Annotated in this window: 13 protein-coding genes and 1 tRNA gene; 1 reads left to right on the top strand and 13 read right to left on the bottom strand. The window is 36.9% G+C overall.

What is annotated here, in order from left to right; all coding sequences use genetic code 11:
• Positions 1-274 precede the first annotated feature (274 nt).
• The 9 genes from LUD75_RS02565 to LUD75_RS02605 form a co-directional block, all read right to left on the bottom strand.
• On the bottom strand, positions 275-2860 hold the full coding sequence (locus LUD75_RS02565) for a T9SS type A sorting domain-containing protein (protein ID WP_232704151.1): 2586 nt from the start codon (positions 2858-2860) through the stop codon (positions 275-277).
• A 30-nt stretch (positions 2861-2890) separates the two neighbouring features.
• On the bottom strand, positions 2891-4213 hold the full coding sequence (locus LUD75_RS02570; RefSeq protein WP_232704152.1) for a hypothetical protein: 1323 nt from the start codon (positions 4211-4213) through the stop codon (positions 2891-2893).
• 553 nt (positions 4214-4766) lie between these two features.
• Positions 4767-5132 (bottom strand): 50S ribosomal protein L7/L12, encoded by a 366-nt coding sequence (rplL, locus tag LUD75_RS02575; protein ID WP_232704153.1) that lies wholly within the window; start codon positions 5130-5132, stop codon positions 4767-4769.
• 48 nt (positions 5133-5180) lie between these two features.
• Positions 5181-5774, bottom strand: coding sequence for a 50S ribosomal protein L10 (rplJ, locus tag LUD75_RS02580; protein ID WP_232704154.1), 594 nt, complete (start codon positions 5772-5774; stop codon positions 5181-5183).
• 17 nt (positions 5775-5791) lie between these two features.
• Positions 5792-6484, bottom strand: a complete 693-nt coding sequence (rplA, locus tag LUD75_RS02585; RefSeq protein ID WP_034966476.1) for a 50S ribosomal protein L1 — start codon at positions 6482-6484, stop codon at positions 5792-5794.
• An 11-nt stretch (positions 6485-6495) separates the two neighbouring features.
• Complete coding sequence (gene rplK / locus LUD75_RS02590) at positions 6496-6939, bottom strand: 50S ribosomal protein L11 (protein WP_034966475.1); 444 nt, start codon at positions 6937-6939, stop codon at positions 6496-6498.
• Between the two features lie 389 nt (positions 6940-7328).
• Positions 7329-9779 carry a TonB-dependent receptor gene (locus LUD75_RS02595; RefSeq protein ID WP_232704155.1) on the bottom strand — a complete coding sequence of 817 codons (2451 nt, stop codon included), beginning with the start codon at positions 9777-9779 and terminating at the stop codon, positions 7329-7331.
• A gap of 14 nt (positions 9780-9793) precedes the next feature.
• A complete protein-coding gene (treF, locus tag LUD75_RS02600) occupies positions 9794-11278 on the bottom strand; it encodes an alpha,alpha-trehalase TreF (protein ID WP_232704156.1) in 1485 nt (494 codons plus the stop codon).
• The gene (locus tag LUD75_RS02605; RefSeq protein WP_232704157.1) at positions 11268-12497 is read right to left on the bottom strand and encodes an MFS transporter; all 1230 of its coding nucleotides are present in this window, start codon (positions 12495-12497) and stop codon (positions 11268-11270) included. The genes treF and LUD75_RS02605 overlap by 11 nt, the downstream gene beginning before the upstream one ends.
• 121 nt (positions 12498-12618) lie before the next feature.
• Here LUD75_RS02605 and LUD75_RS02610 point away from each other — a divergent pair, with 121 nt between their 5' ends.
• Positions 12619-13467, top strand: a complete 849-nt coding sequence (locus tag LUD75_RS02610) for an AraC family transcriptional regulator (RefSeq protein ID WP_232704158.1) — start codon at positions 12619-12621, stop codon at positions 13465-13467.
• Positions 13468-13518: 51 nt separating this feature from the next.
• Here the strand turns inward: LUD75_RS02610 and nusG are convergent, their stop codons facing one another.
• From nusG to tuf, 4 genes are all read right to left on the bottom strand, one after another.
• On the bottom strand, positions 13519-14064 hold the full coding sequence (nusG, locus tag LUD75_RS02615) for a transcription termination/antitermination protein NusG (protein WP_232704159.1): 546 nt from the start codon (positions 14062-14064) through the stop codon (positions 13519-13521).
• 17 nt (positions 14065-14081) lie between these two features.
• Positions 14082-14285, bottom strand: a complete 204-nt coding sequence (gene secE, locus LUD75_RS02620) for a preprotein translocase subunit SecE (protein WP_034977874.1) — start codon at positions 14283-14285, stop codon at positions 14082-14084.
• 13 nt (positions 14286-14298) lie between these two features.
• A tRNA-Trp gene (locus LUD75_RS02625) sits at positions 14299-14369 on the bottom strand.
• Positions 14370-14424: 55 nt separating this feature from the next.
• On the bottom strand, positions 14425-15612 hold the full coding sequence (gene tuf / locus LUD75_RS02630) for an elongation factor Tu (RefSeq protein WP_028123380.1): 1188 nt from the start codon (positions 15610-15612) through the stop codon (positions 14425-14427).
• Between the last annotated feature and the right edge of the window lie 70 nt (positions 15613-15682).

Raw genomic sequence — 15682 nt, forward strand, 5'->3', positions numbered from 1 at the left:
TATTTCTTGATTCTCAAATCTTTCTAAGAGCAACACCGGTATATCTTTTCACGGTGTAGTGCAAAATATTTTATTTTTTTATTCGGTTTGAATTAATGGTATCATTAAACAGAAAATGCCCTTCCATTACTATGAAAGAGTATTCGTTATTTAAAGTATAATATTAAGTCGCGCCAAAAGATGGTGCAAAGATAGGATATTTATCTGTAATTCACAACAATAAAAAAAGACCACTCTTTCGAATGGTCTTTGGATTTAAATAATTTTGAAATTATTATTGTACAATAATCTTGTAAGACTTAACTGTTTTACCTGATTGTGTTTTTACAATATAAACGCCTGTTGTAAGCGAAGAAGTTGAAACTACTCCATTTCCGGTAAACTTACCGGATTTCACAAGCTGACCTTGTGCAGAGTAAACATTGTAAACAGTCTCTAAGTCAGATTTGTTTGTTTGGATATACAAACTTTCTCCAGCTTTTACCGGATTAGGATATATTTTAATATCATTTGCAGTTGCAGTATCCGGTGTCATTTTGCCAGCTGTTTTATTAGCTACAGCGTAAGGTGACAATGGAGAATTAGGAGCACCTCTATTAACAAGGTCTGTATCTACCTGATCCATAATACCATCTTTGTCTGCATCTCTTATTGGAGTAATGAAACCTCCGCCTAATACATCAAAATCTGATTTTCCGATTGCATCAATATCATTTTGCAAATTATTAGAAGATCTATCCAAATAGTCCGGAAGATTATCACCATCAGTATTTTTAATTGAATATTTTAAAATTCCAGAATCAGGAGCAGTTTCTAAAATATCAGCAAGACCATTGCTTCCTACAGCTACGTCAGCATCTATGATGCCATTGTGATCTTTATCAATCTGATCAATAATTGAGGTTGGGATACCAGCTTCGAAAAGGTCTAAGATACCATCATTGTCAGAATCCAAATCTAAGTAATTTGCGGTTCCATCTCCTAAGACAGTTATAAATCCTAAATCTCCTTCACTATCATCATCTTCAAATAAATTGTTTGTATTAACATCTTCCAGAACATCAGGAATACCGTCATTATCAGAATCCTGATCACAAGCATCCTCAATGCCATCGCCATCGGAATCTCTAGTCGGAGACTTATCATTTACAGCTGAACACCCTTCTGCACAGTCCGGAATACCGTTACCGTTGTTGTCAATACTGTCATTACCACCCGGGCAAAGATCGAAACAATCAGCAATACCATCATTATCTGCGTCTTTGCTTGCAAAAGCGTTATAAATATAATATTCCTGAGGGAAACGAATTCCTGTCCCACTGTTGAATGTTATTTTGATACGGTTAAATGGTTTTGTTGCTTTCCCACCGACATAAAATTTATTGGAATCTGTCGTAAAGAAGTTTCCGCTAATTAAGCTGCCTGTTCCCACAAAAGTATTTGTAACTGTATTGTTGTTATACAATGTTACCGTAATATTTTCTAATACACCAACTCCGATAAGGTTTGCAGATTTTTCAATTGTAAATCCTGCGAAAGTATTTGCCGGAAGCAGTTCGTTGCTCTTCACTGTCACATAAGCTGAGAAAATACCAAATAATGATGCAGCCGGTACAGTTGCAGTAGCATAATTAGATGTATTATTATCAACAATTCTTTCCGGGTATACCATTTTGCCTAAAATAAGACCGAACAGTCCCGGTCCTGATGTCCAGGAAGAACCTGTCTGCAAATCTCCGGGAACAGCAGATCCGCTGGTTTGGATTTTATCGTCACACTCACACGTTAAAGGCTCTTCAAAAGCATAATACACTTTTAATGCGCCTATGTTGAAACCAACCGTCTGAGTAACTTTTAAACGAATTTCGTTATAAGGTTTTGTAGTGGTAAGCGTTACTTTTTGTTTACCGCTTCCGAAACCTAAAACTTTAATATTAATTAAACCACCGCCGTCTGACAAGGTTCTGGAATCCTGCAATTCTCCGAATAGATAGGTTTCTATTGTGACATTTTTCAAAAACTCAGCACTTAGCAATTTACCTTCATCATCAGGAGAAATTACAAATCCGGCTCTGTTTCCTGCAGGATAAATTTGATTTTTATCTAGCAGCCCAACAGAATAGGATCCTAATAAACCAGCTGGCAATGCAATAATACCATAAGAGTTTTTATCCCCGTCACTGATTTTCTCTCTATCAGAAACGAATGAAAGCGGTGCTATAAAGCTGCTACTTCCCGAAACGTTACCATCTACACCGCTTCCCGAAATAATATCATCACAGATATTATTATTGTCTACAGGCATAGCTGCAGGATCGAATGCAAATGCGTAATAGACATTCATCGCTCCGAATAATGCCAAGGTATTGGTTTGGTACAATCTTACTTCGTCGAATTCTTTGGTTGTTTTAAAATGGAAAAAAACTCTCGTTTTAGTACCCCCAAATGCAGGTACAGACAATAATGTTGAACTAGTGGTAGATTCCTGAAGGACTCCGGCTTTGTAAGTACTTATTTTAATAGAACTCAAAAGCGTTGCAGTAATAAAACTTGTTCCCAAGTCCACATTAAAACCCGTTATGTATCCTGCGGGATAAGTTGTATTTGTATTCTTAACCGAGATACCGTTGCCACTTGCCAAAGTAGCGAAATTACCCATACTGACACTGTTATTAAGATTTGCATCTACTACGGGAGTTAGACTTCCGTTGTAACATCCGAGACAGATACCACCTCCGTTTACAGCTTTCGCTTCTGTACCCATCCCACGGATAGGCGTGTAGCCTTGCGCAAATACTACGTATGGCATCAGTAAGAAGCCAAGAAGCATTGCATAAAATTTAAAAGTTTGTTTTTTCATATGTATGTGTTATTAAAAATTATTTTTTAATTAAAATGGTTGCCAAACAAATGTTGAAGCTCCATTTCTTCTACAGCCATAAAAATTCCCAACATTCGTAGATGTGTTTAGCCAATAGATAATATTACCCTCGGTATTACTATTGCATTCGGATTTGAGAGTTGTATTTGTAGGGGAAATTGTAGTTCCAGTACTAGCATTAATATTTAACCCTTTATTAAGATATAAGTCTGCTTCATTTCTCGGATTTCCTATACCACCACCATCTTTGTCTGTAGGTGGTGTAATATTAATACCTACCACTGATGAACCTGCAAGCGCATTACCTGCAGCATCTGTATCACTGGAAAAGATATGACTTGCATTAGAATATAGAGAAAAACCACTTTTTGCCAGCCCCCCTGCTACACCAATATACATTGACCCGGTACCAAAAGCCTCTGGCGGAGTACTTGCAGGATTGTTAGTTCCTCCGAAAGCGAAGCCATTTGAGCTTACTTTCAAACCAGATCCAATTGCCCAACCACCTGAAGTATTATTAGAGAAACCAAACGAAAATCCAGCATTACCATAATTATATCTACCAATAGCGTAAGATCCTGTTCCGGATAACACTTGTGCAATATCTCCTGCACCACCGTCTACAAATGAGTAACCGTTTTTAAATCCAATTGCTGTAGCACCTCCACTAGGAATATTACCGGTTCCTATGGCTGTAGATAAAAAGTTACCAGATCCTGTTGCTGTATTATCTTTACCTAAAGCAATATTAGAAGCTGTACCGTTCACTGCATTGTTGTTTCCCCAAGCAATAGAGGCATTGGCAGCTTTGTTACCACCTTTCAAATTACCTTTGGAATCAAGTACAGCGTGGGTCGCTCCGCCTGTCACTACCACCAGATCGTCACTAGGTGATTTTGTACCAAGGAAATTGGCTGATGCTGGAGCTGAGCCCAACACTTCCGTTGTTGTACTAATTTCATCTTCCGTATTCCCTGTTACATGCCAATCATTTGATTGAGATCCGCCGCCCATTTTTATCCATTTGTTGGCAGGAAAACTGAAATAGTAATAACCTTCTGATAATACATCAACAGTCTGTCCTGCAGGTGCGGAGTCCGCAGCTGTAACATAGACTATAGCGCCATTCTGATCGGTTCCGTAGGACGTTTTCGCTCTCAGCAAATCTCCTGTAATCCTCGGCGCAATGATGCCGTCCAGCTTCGCAGCGTTTGAAGCATCACCTATGACGTCCAGGGTAGCTTTCGGAGTTTGTGTATTGACACCTACTTGTGCATTGTAGCAGTTGAAAAATACCACAGCAATTGCCGTGAGGGTAAAGTTTTTTTTCATATTGTCTGTTTTTAAATTAAAATCTATTAAGTCTATTTTTTAATAAGCAATCATCTTTTTAAATAGAATTACGCCGATCACAGCCTGCAGCAGTCATTAAAAAAATATTAACTGCAGTTCTGAAATCACATTGATCTTTGAAACAAAAACCAACTTGTGCATTTTTATAAAAACAATTTGAAAAACTAGGAAATTAACATCCTTCCTGAAGAAAATTTGATCTGGCCAAATCTGTGAAGGGAATGTAAGAAAATCTCAAAGAGGGAATTTTCTATTAGTAGTATCGTCAAATGTGTTTTCGTTGCAAATATAAAAATATTACTTAATAACAAACAAATAACAATACAAAATACTTAATATAAAGCTTTCATATAAAAATAAATAACTATTACACCTAAATTTTCAATTATAATAATTTACCATTGAAAACATTATAACAAAAATTAAATATGATTACTTTAATTCCCAACATAACAGCAGATTGTCTGAAAATAAAGCATAAAAAAACGCCCAAACCTAAGTTTGGGCGTTTATATTTGGATGTAAACCAGAATTATTTCAATTCTACTTCAGCACCAGCTTCTTCTAGTTGTTTCTTAAGAGCTTCAGCTTCGTCTTTAGATACACCTTGCTTGATTGCAGCAGGAGCACCGTCTACCATATCTTTAGCTTCTTTAAGACCTGCACCAGTTAAATCTTTTACCAATTTAACAACTGCTAATTTAGAAGCACCAGCAGCTTTAAGGATTACGTCGAATTCTGTTTTCTCTTCAGCAGCTTCTCCACCACCTGCAGCAACTACTACTGCAGCAGCAGCTGGCTCAATTCCGTACTCATCCTTAAGGATAGCAGCTAATTCGTTTACGTCTTTTACTGTTAAGTTTACTAGCGTTTCAGCTAAATTTTTTAAATCTGACATTGTTGTAATGTTTTTTGTTGATTATTGATTGATTTTTTTGAGTTCTAATTATTCAGCAGCTGGAGTTTCCTCAGTGCTTTCTGCAGTTGGAGCTTCTGGAGCCTCAGCAGCAGGAGTTTCTTCTACAGCAGGAGCAGCTTCTTCCGCTTTAGCTTCTGCAGTTTCAGATTTGTTTTGAAGAGCAGAAACAACTCTTTGGATTGGAGACTGAAGTAATCCGATGATTTCACCGATCATTTCTTCTCTAGACTTGATGCTTACTAGAGCGTCTAGGTTCTCATCACCAACATAGAAAGTTTCTTGTACGAAAGCAGATTTAAGAGCTGGTTTCTCTTCTTTCTTTCTGAAATCTTTGATCAATTTTGCTGGCGCGTTAGCCGTTTCAGCAATCATCAATGCAGAGTTTCCTTTGAAAGTTTCGAACATCTCAGCGTAATCTACACCTTCGATCTGTTCCATTGCTTTTTGAAGCAATGTGTTCTTCACAACTTTTACTTTGATATTTTGTTTGAAAGCCTGTCTTCTGAAATCAGAAGATTTTGCAGCGTTCAAACCTTGTAGATCTGCTACATAAACTACTTTTGCATCCTGAAGCAAGTCTTTGATCTCTTGTATTGCTACAACTTTTTGGTCTTTTGTCATTGTCTTAAGGATTATAATTAGTTAACAGATTTAGTATCAATTGCAATTCCAGGACTCATTGTAGAAGACAAATAGATGCTTTTTACATAAGTTCCTTTTGCAGCAGTTGGTTTCAACTTAATTAATGTTGAGATTAATTCAGCAGCATTTTCTTTAAGTTTAGCAGCATCGAAAGATACTTTACCAATACCTGCGTGGATAATACCATATTTATCTACTTTGAAGTCGATCTTACCAGCTTTCACCTCAGCTACAGCTTTTCCGATGTCCATAGTTACAGTACCAGACTTAGGGTTTGGCATAAGACCTCTTGGTCCTAAAACTCTACCCAATGGTCCTAGTTTACCCATAACTGCAGGCATAGTCACGATAACGTCAACATCTGTCCAACCGTTTTTGATCTTAGTCAAATACTCGTCAAGACCTACATAGTCTGCACCAGCTTCTTTCGCTTCTGCTTCTTTGTCTGGAGTTACCAAAGCCAAAACTTTGATATCTTTACCAGTACCGTGAGGAAGAGATACAACACCTCTTACCATTTGGTTTGCTTTTCTTGGATCTACACCCAATCTAACAGCGATATCTACAGATGCGTCAAATTTTGCAAAATTTACTTCTTTTACCAAAGCAGATGCTTCGTCAAGATTGTAAATTTTATTTTTTTCCACTTTGCTTAAAGCTTCTTTTTGCTTTTTTGTCAATTTTGCCATTTCTTTAAGTTTTAAGCGTTAGTTGGTTTAGTTCCTGTTACTCTCAATCCCATAGATCTAGCAGTACCAGCTACCATAGAAATTGCAGGATCTACAGAGAAACAGTTAAGATCTCCCATTTTGTCCTCTGCAATCTTCTGAACCTGAGCCCAAGATACAGCACCTACTTTGTTTCTGTTAGGTTCTCCAGAACCACCTTTCAATTTTGCAGCTTCCAATAATTGGATTGCAACTGGAGGTGTTTTGATGATGAATTCAAAAGACTTGTCTTCATACACCGTGATAACTACCGGAAGAACTTGACCAGGTTTATCCTGAGTTCTACCGTTGAATTGTTTACAAAACTCCATGATGTTCACACCTGCAGAACCCAATGCTGGACCTACTGGTGGAGAAGGGTTGGCAGCGCCACCTTTCACCTGAAGTTTTACCATTTTAAAGACTTTTTTAGCCATTTTAATGTTTTGATTTGATTAATAAATAATTGAATGTGGAAGCATTAATTATTCGATATAAGCCACTTCGCATAAAAGTAGACCTATATTTCGGATTGCAAAAGTATAAATAATTTTTGAAATAGCAAACGGAATGTGTTGATTTTTAGAAATTTCTATAAATAATATTTAAATTAAAATCTTACTTAATATTTTAACCAAATAGGCACATAAGTTTTATAGAGAAAAAATTAAGGACAAATAGATTTTCACTAACATTTTGTTGCGTTTTCTAATTAATTTCTATGTTTCTATGTGCCTATGTGGTTTTATAGATTCCAATTGCAACAAAAAAAACATCCCAGAACAAGCCCGGGATGAATCCTAATAAAAGTATGAAAAAATCTAATCTAAAATTCTAGTGTAATAGAACCTCTTACCGCAGCACCCATAATTGGTCTTGCCATAATGGTTGTAGTTCCTGCCTGCTGTGTTGCTGGCGATCTTGGATCTCCTTCCGTAAGTCCGATCGTATTGAAAACATTGGTTGCATCAACAGCAAATCTTATTTTTCCTAATTGGTAAGATGTCCCCGCTCCCACTTCTCCGAACGATGGCAAAGTATCAAGATTGTTTTGATCCTGGAAACGCTTTCCATAATAATTATAGCTCACGTAAGTTCTCCATTCTTTGGTAATATTAATCGCCGGAGTGATATTGAAATATAATTTCGGCATTCTTCGAACGGTGTTTCCTTCAAGAACACTGCTGCCTGCCAATCCAGTATATTTTGGATTCTGAAAGGTTCCGTTGAATGTCAAATCCAAAATATTATTGAAAAGTCTTGCATTTCCTTCAATCTCCAAACCATAGTTTTTGGTATCAGCAAAGGTATTTTCGGAGCTTCCGTCTGAGAATACATCCGTGAAGGAAAGATCTTTCAGTGTTGAATAGAAAGGAATGGCTCCGATGCTGAAATTACTTGTGTAATATTTGTAACCAACTTCAATTTGATTTGTTGTTACAGATTTTAAAGGCTGATCAGGATTAGTCGTGGAGAAATAATTGTAGTAAGCCTCTTCGTTAGGCGATCTGAATCCGTGAGAGAATCTACCATAAACCGCATTGTTGGCATTAATCTTATAATTCGCCGCGGCCGTGTAAGACGATTTATCAATATCATATCTCCAATAAGTGTATTGATTTCCCAAAACGCTCATTCCATCATCTGCAGTTGTAGTTGAAAAACCGTGAACGCCATCTGTTGTCAAACCGGAATTGTTAAGATTTGATGACGTTGTATTTGCAAAAAAACCTCTGTAGAAATCTCTGCTGTAACGTGCACCAACATTAATGTTTAAGTTATCAGTTACGTTATAATCGAAGTTTGCATAGATGTCATTAAGACTTCCCTGCGTCTGTGTATTTCTTTGCAGGAATGACATTTGGGTAACACCATTATAAGTCTTGGAATAGCCAACATCATTTGGATTAAGTGAAGTATCTACCAAATTTAGAAGCTGTGGTTTATCTGTTGCTGTAGTCAGAATGTTGCTCCAGTTCCAGTATTGGTTGGACTTCCAGTTTGATTTATAAAAACCAGCGGTCAAATTTCCTTTGTCCAATTTGTAGCTGAACTGCAAATCATTCACATAATTATTCATTTGTTTGTCAATTGCCCAGAATCCTAATTTTTGCACATAAGCAGGATTTACAACTTGACCGTTGCTTACCAATGAATATTGGTAATTATTTCCCACAATTCCTGCTCCTCCATCTTTTACTGCTTTATTGGCATATTCTGCCATTGTTTGAGGTCCGCCAGCCGGGAAAATCCCCGTGTAATTCATATCGATATTGGTGTATCTGGTCTTATTCAAAACAGAGAAATTATTGCCCAAATCATATTTGAATTCTGCACCAATTGCATCTACTTTCGGATGAATTCCGTCTTGTAAATTTCTCTTAAAATAACCGCCGCCAGCTTGTGGAATATTTAATTGACTAATTGAACTATAGCTATAAGTTCCATAATTAGGATCAAATCCCGGGAATTCTTTGATGTCATTTCCATCACGGTTCAAAGGAATTGGCAGGAAGAAAGTATTTCTGTCGTCCAGCTTTTTGTAATACACTTTCGCATAACCTTTATCGAAAACATATTTCAAGTTCATTCTGATTTGTCCGCCGTTGTTTGCTTTGAAACCGGTTTTTCTAAGTCCGTCGTCTGTTCTGTAAAAACCACCAACATTGAAGAATAGTTTATCCTCAATCAATGCACCACCAAGATTAATATCAGTTCTCATCAATCCATATGTACTGGTTTCCAATTTTGCAATTCCTTTGAAAGTGTTACTCCCTTCTTTCGAAATAAAGTTGATAAGTCCACCCGGAGAATTGGTAGCAAAGATAGAACCTGAACCTCCTCTCAAAGCTTCCAGTCTTCCTGTCGTATTATCAACGCGGAAAAAATTATCAGCGTTTGCAAACTGTAGTGCACCATCTTCGAAAACAGGCAATCCGTCTTCCTGAACCTGCACAAATTCATAGCCTCCAGCAGAAGGAATACCTCTGGAGAATAGGTTGTTTCCGACTTCTCCACCGGAAGATTCTACAGCAAAACCAGGAACTCTCTGCAACAAAGCAGCTGCGCTGATTGGGTTTACCTTCATAATTTCCTTGGCACTGAAAGTAGAAATTGCCGTACTGGATTCTATTTTCTGTTTCGGGCGGGAGTTTCCTGTAATAACCACCTGATCAATATCATTGGTTTTTACGGAGTCTTTAACTTCCTGCGCATAGGCATTCTGGAAGTACATCGTTGCAATTCCTGCAACCAAGATGAGCGATTTTCTTGTCATGTTTTTAAGTTTATTTAATAGTTGTGTTTTAATTTTATATAAACTCCATTGGTCCATCCAAATCCGTCCTGGTTTGGATATTCTCCACCTCCTGCAATACTTGTGGTGTCAATCGCATTGTACTTCTCCATCAGTTTTCCCGTATTATTGTAAATCCTGTCTACGTTGGAACACCAGTTATTCTTAATATTTTCTGCCAGATCATCAAAACCATAATTTTTCATCGCCAAAAATCCCAACCATTGGTAAGGTGCCCAAGCATTTGGAGCATCCCATTGCTGTCCGGAATCTTTGGTTGTTGTAATCAAACCTCCTTTTTTCAGGAATTTTTCATTGATAGTTTCTGAAACTGCTTTTGCCTGATCTTGATTTGATAAATTCAAAAACAAGGGATAAAGCGTTGCAATGTGTTCTGACGAAGTTTGAGATTGTGATTTGATGTTGTAGTCTTTATAGATTCTCTCCTCTTCGTTCCAGAAATATTTATCGATAGCAATTTTCCTGGCTTCAGCTTTTTTGCTGTAATCATTTTTCTTGTCCTCAAATTTTTGAAGTTCTGATGCCTTTGCTAAAGTTTTTTCTAAATGCCAAAGAAGACAGTTAAGATCAACCTGAGCAAGATTTAAAGTTTCAATACTCTGAATTGAATTTTCGTCTGCAAACCATCTGCTGGAAAAATCCCAACCCGATTCGCACGCTGCCCTTACATTTCTGTAAAATTCTTGATTTGAAGAAGTTTCCGCATCTTCCACATCGATCATATAACTTTCCGGACGTGGTGCATTTTCATCATCAAAATATCGGTTTAGAATATCGCCATCCTGAGTTTTTACAATTCTTCTGTACTGATTTCCATTCTCCAGATCTTCTGCTCCATCCATCCAAAACCGATATTCCTTTTCTAATGTTTCAAAATATTGAGAATAGATTTTTTCATCATTTGTGCTTTCAAAAACTAAATCTAGCATCAAAGAAAAATAGGGCGGCTGAGAGCGGCTCAGGAAATAAGTTCTGCTGGCATTGGGAACAAATCCAAATGCATTAATAAGATATGCACAATTGTCAACGATATTTTTCATCATCTCAATTCTGCCGGAAACCTGCAATCCCAACATTACAAAGTAACTGTCCCAGTAGAAAAATTCATTAAATCGTCCGCCAGGAACGATGTAAGGTTTCGGAAGTTTCAGCAAAGTTCCCTTTTCCTCGTAAGCTGTTCTGGTCAATTCATCCCAAAGTTTTTCGATATGATTTTCTATCGGTAATTTTTCTTCTCGTTGAATGGATGATTCCGGCTGATCAAATTTGAAATGTTTTAATACAAATTCTTTTAGATCAAATCCTTCGTTATCTTTTTGCGATTCATAATTTTCATTAATTACAGAAATTGAGAACAACGGAATTGCATCTGCCATAGCCTTCTGATCTTCGAAAATCTCATACTTCTGAACGGCATCAAACAAATCAAAAATTTCTTCTATGTATAAATTAGGCTGCATTTAATTTTGATTTTTTATTGATTTTATTAATGAAACAGATGACGATAATGAGCACTGTCATTGGGATTAATGAAAAGTAAAACGCTTTGTGACCACCAACATTCTGAAAAAGATAACCGATGATGACAGATCCGCAAGTCCCGCCGAACGCTGAGAAAAATGTCAAAATTCCCGCAACCGAACTATGCGATTGCTTCTCAGTTGCACTCAGAATTGTAGAATTAATGAGTGGATAAATCGGTGCTAAAAACAATCCGATCAATGGAAAGACGAATCCGATCAATGGAACATCGCTTAGTTTTTTAATTTCTGTAACTGCTAGATTTGAAGCCATTGGCAGAACGAAAATCACAAGACAGGCCGCCGCAATTAGACAAACAGTCAAATAAACATACCAATGAATCTTCTTAACTATAATCCCGGAAACGAATCTTCCAAAAGCTATTGAAAGCATTAATATAACTGCCATTTGACCGGCTAATTTTTCACTCAGATGCAAAACTTTCTGATTGAAAGTCGGTAACCAAGACATAATTCCCTGCTCCGTCATCACGTACATAAAAGCAAATACGGCGAATAAAATCAGCAATGGTCTTCTCATCAGCTGGATCATATCTTTGAAATCTTCAGCTACAGATTTTGTAGTTTCTGCCTTTGGCAAATCAAAATTGGAAAACAAGATGAATAGAAAAACAATAGCAATCAAACCAGCTAAAATGAGGTAAACAGTCAGCCAAGCATTCGGGTCTGTCTCGCTGTAAAACATTGGGAAAATCACATAAGCAAAAACAATCCCTAGCATAAAGACACTTTCTATATAGCTCATAAATGATTTGTGATCACTTTCGTTATCTGCTACGACGCCTATTAATGCTAAAACCGAAACTTTGATAATCGCAAATGAAAATCCAGTGCAAGCGAAGAGTAAAATCACACTCCAAAACGAGTTGCCGAAATACATAATGAAGCAACCTAGAAAAACCAAAGCATAACTTATCAACATCCCTTTTTTATAACCCAGTTTTGGTAAAAAAGAACCGATTAAAAATGCGACTAAAGCTATCGTCAAATCTTTGGCAGGTTCCAGTACACTGGCCTTAGACTCAGTAATGCCATAGACATTCTGAGATTTTTGAATCAACAATCCTACGCTGTTCAGCAATGCTGCAAAAACAAAGTAATTGATGAATAAAGCTAATTTGATCCCCAGGTTTTTCATTGGTTGTATTGATTGATGCAAATCTATTAATGTTTTGTTTACATTAATTTAACATAGTAAACCACTATTTTCACTGTATTAATATAAATTGTTATATTTATCAGATATTTAGATTAAATTAATGAGAGTCAGTTACGAAAACATTACGCCGGACAAGAATTCGTCATTTTGTACTTTACATTTCAGAGTTCCCGTGAAAGAGCATAAATGGGAATATCACTACCATCAGGAAATGGAACTCGTTTGCGTCATAGCTGGCAATGGAACTCGGCAAGTTGGTTATCATAAAAGTAATTATACGAATGGCGATCTGGTATTAATAGGATCGAACATTCCGCATTCCGGATTTGGATTGAATTCCCTGGATCCGCACGAAGAAATTGTCCTTCAGTTCAAAGAAGAGATCATTCGCTTTCCGAAAGAGGTGGAAGAAATGTCCTCACTTGACCGATTGATCTCGAAAGCTCAATATGGCATTTTGTTTAGTCCAAAAGTGAAGCGAAAAATATTGCCGAAGCTTTACGAGATGCTGGAAACTGAAAATTCAAAGCGGTATTTTATTCTACTTAATATTCTTATTGAATTAGCAGAAACCAAAGATTATATTCTATTAAATAAAGAAGTAATGCCTCATACCGTCATTTCGAAAAATAAAGAAAGACTTCAAACCATCTTTACTTTTGTTGAAAAAAATTATGATAAGGAAATTGACATTAACGACATAGCAAATCTGGTCAACCTGACTTTACCCGCTTTCTGTAACTTCTTCAAGAAGACAACAAAGATTACTTTTACGGATTTTATTAATCAGTATAGAATTGACAAAGCCTGTACGGATATTTTGAAAGGAAAAAGCATTTCTGAATCCTGCTACAATAGTGGTTACAACAGCATTTCCTACTTCAGCAGGACATTTAAAAAGTACATGGGAAAAACGCCAACCGAATTTAATAATGAATTAGTCAAATAAAAAAACCATCCCGAAGTTTCGAGATGGTTTTAAATTTTATATAAAAGTAGATTAAACTACCTTTTCTACTTGCATAAAGCTAAGTTCCATTGGTGTTTTTCTTCCGAAGATCAAAACAGAAACTTCAACTTTTTTCTTGTCTTCCAAGATTTTTTCAATCGTTCCGTTGAATCCGTTGAAAGGACCTTCGATCACTTTTACGTTTTCTCCCACGATGAAAGGAATTTCTACATCTGTAGCAAACTCAGAAAGTTCATCCATTCTTCCGAGCATTCTGTTTACTTCAGATTTTCTCATTGGAACTGGCTCACCTCCTTTAGTTAAACTTAAGAATGAAATTACACCAGGAATATTTTTGATAACGTGAGGAACTTCCCCAACAAGATCAGCTTCTACCATCAGATATCCAGGATAGTAAGGCTTCTCTTTCGGAACTTTCTTACCGTTTCTGATTTGGATTACTTTTTCCATAGGAATTACTACCTGAGTGACGTAAGCTTCCATATTCATTCTCTGGATTTCGCTCTCAATATAGTTCTTCACCTTATTTTCCTGTCCGCTAATAGCTTTCAGCACATACCATTTCGATTCGCTCATGAGGAAAGTAATTAGGATTAGTTAAACATATTAATAAACGTCGCAATAAAATTCTTTATCGTTACACTGAAAAGTGAATCCACTCCGAATGTAAATAAAGCAAGAATAACAGTAGTGATAGAAACCACAATCGTAGAAGATTGCAAGTCTGCCCATTTTGGCCACTCTACTTTATCTTTGAATTCTGTGTAAGAACCTTTTAAAAATTCTACTAAGCTCATTATTTTCTTTTTGCACGGGCACTAGGATTCGAACCCAGATCAACGGTTTTGGAGACCGGTATCCTACCATTGGACGATGCCCGTAGATTAAAAAAGTCCCGTAAGTTTCCTTACGGAACTTTTTATATTATTTAGATAATTAGTCTGTGATTTCAGTAACCTGACCAGCACCTACTGTTCTACCTCCTTCTCTGATCGCAAATCTAAGACCTACGTTAAGAGCAATTGGTTGCAACAATTCTACAGTGATAGTTAAGTTATCTCCAGGCATTACCATTTCTACACCTTCTGGCAAGAAGATCTCACCTGTAACGTCAGTTGTTCTAACGTAGAACTGAGGTCTGTATTTGTTGTGGAATGGAGTGTGACGTCCACCTTCTTCTTTAGAAAGGATATAAACCTCAGCTTTGAAGCTTTTGTGTGGTTTAACAGAATCTTTCTTAGCGATAACCATACCTCTCTTGATGTCAGTTTTTTCAATACCTCTCAACAATAGACCTACGTTATCTCCAGCTTCACCTCTATCAAGGATTTTTCTGAACATCTCAACTCCAGTAATAGTAGAAGTCAATTTCTCATCACCCATACCTACGATATCAACAGGATCTCCTGTATTGATAACTCCAGACTCGATTCTACCAGTTGCAACAGTACCTCTACCTGTAATAGAGAATACGTCTTCGATTGGCATCAAGAATGGTTTATCCTGATCTCTAACTGGAAGTTCGATCCAAGTATCAACAGCATCCATCAATTCTTCAATTTTTCCTACCCATTTAGCATCTCCGTTCAATCCTCCTAAAGCAGAACCTTGGATGATTGGAGCGTTGTCACCGTCATATTCGTAAGAAGATAGAAGATCTCTGATCTCTAATTCTACTAATTCTAATAATTCTTCATCATCTACCATATCTACTTTGTTCATGAAAACAAGTACGTTAGGTACGTTTACCTGACGGCAAAGCAAGATGTGCTCTCTAGTTTGAGGCATTGGTCCGTCTGTAGCAGCTACTACTAGGATAGCTCCATCCATTTGAGCAGCACCTGTAACCATGTTCTTTACGTAATCCGCGTGACCTGGACAGTCAACGTGAGCGTAGTGTCTGTTTGCAGTTTCGTACTCGATGTGAGCAGTATTGATAGTGATACCTCTTTCTTTTTCTTCTGGTGCAGAATCGATAGAAGAGAAATCTCTTGCAGTTCCGAATCCTTTATCAGATAACACTTTACTGATTGCAGCTGTAAGTGTAGTTTTACCATGGTCAACGTGACCAATAGTACCAATGTTCAAGTGGGGTTTGTTACGATTAAACGTTTCCTTTGCCATGATTTAATATTTATTAATTAATTATTTATTTTTTTCGGTTTGCAAATATAACGATTTTTTGAATATCAAA

It is taken from the genome of Epilithonimonas sp. JDS (assembly GCF_021261315.1).
Lineage (GTDB): Bacteria > Bacteroidota > Bacteroidia > Flavobacteriales > Weeksellaceae > Epilithonimonas.

Excerpts from the sequence above, each read along its gene's own strand:
- LUD75_RS02605 (WP_232704157.1), bottom strand. The coding sequence starts at position 12,497 with ATGAAAAACCTGGGGATCAAATTAGCTTTATTCATCAATTACTTTGTT.
- rplA (WP_034966476.1), bottom strand. The coding sequence starts at position 6,484 with ATGGCAAAATTGACAAAAAAGCAAAAAGAAGCTTTAAGCAAAGTGGAA.
- tuf (WP_028123380.1), bottom strand. The coding sequence starts at position 15,612 with ATGGCAAAGGAAACGTTTAATCGTAACAAACCCCACTTGAACATTGGT.
- secE (WP_034977874.1), bottom strand. The coding sequence starts at position 14,285 with ATGAGCTTAGTAGAATTTTTAAAAGGTTCTTACACAGAATTCAAAGAT.
- rplK (WP_034966475.1), bottom strand. The coding sequence starts at position 6,939 with ATGGCTAAAAAAGTCTTTAAAATGGTAAAACTTCAGGTGAAAGGTGGC.
- LUD75_RS02570 (WP_232704152.1), bottom strand. The coding sequence starts at position 4,213 with ATGAAAAAAAACTTTACCCTCACGGCAATTGCTGTGGTATTTTTCAAC.
- LUD75_RS02565 (WP_232704151.1), bottom strand. The coding sequence starts at position 2,860 with ATGAAAAAACAAACTTTTAAATTTTATGCAATGCTTCTTGGCTTCTTA.
- rplL (WP_232704153.1), bottom strand. The coding sequence starts at position 5,132 with ATGTCAGATTTAAAAAATTTAGCTGAAACGCTAGTAAACTTAACAGTA.
- treF (WP_232704156.1), bottom strand. The coding sequence starts at position 11,278 with ATGCAGCCTAATTTATACATAGAAGAAATTTTTGATTTGTTTGATGCC.
- LUD75_RS02610 (WP_232704158.1), top strand. The coding sequence starts at position 12,619 with ATGAGAGTCAGTTACGAAAACATTACGCCGGACAAGAATTCGTCATTT.
- nusG (WP_232704159.1), bottom strand. The coding sequence starts at position 14,064 with ATGAGCGAATCGAAATGGTATGTGCTGAAAGCTATTAGCGGACAGGAA.
- rplJ (WP_232704154.1), bottom strand. The coding sequence starts at position 5,774 with ATGACAAAAGACCAAAAAGTTGTAGCAATACAAGAGATCAAAGACTTG.
- LUD75_RS02595 (WP_232704155.1), bottom strand. The coding sequence starts at position 9,779 with ATGACAAGAAAATCGCTCATCTTGGTTGCAGGAATTGCAACGATGTAC.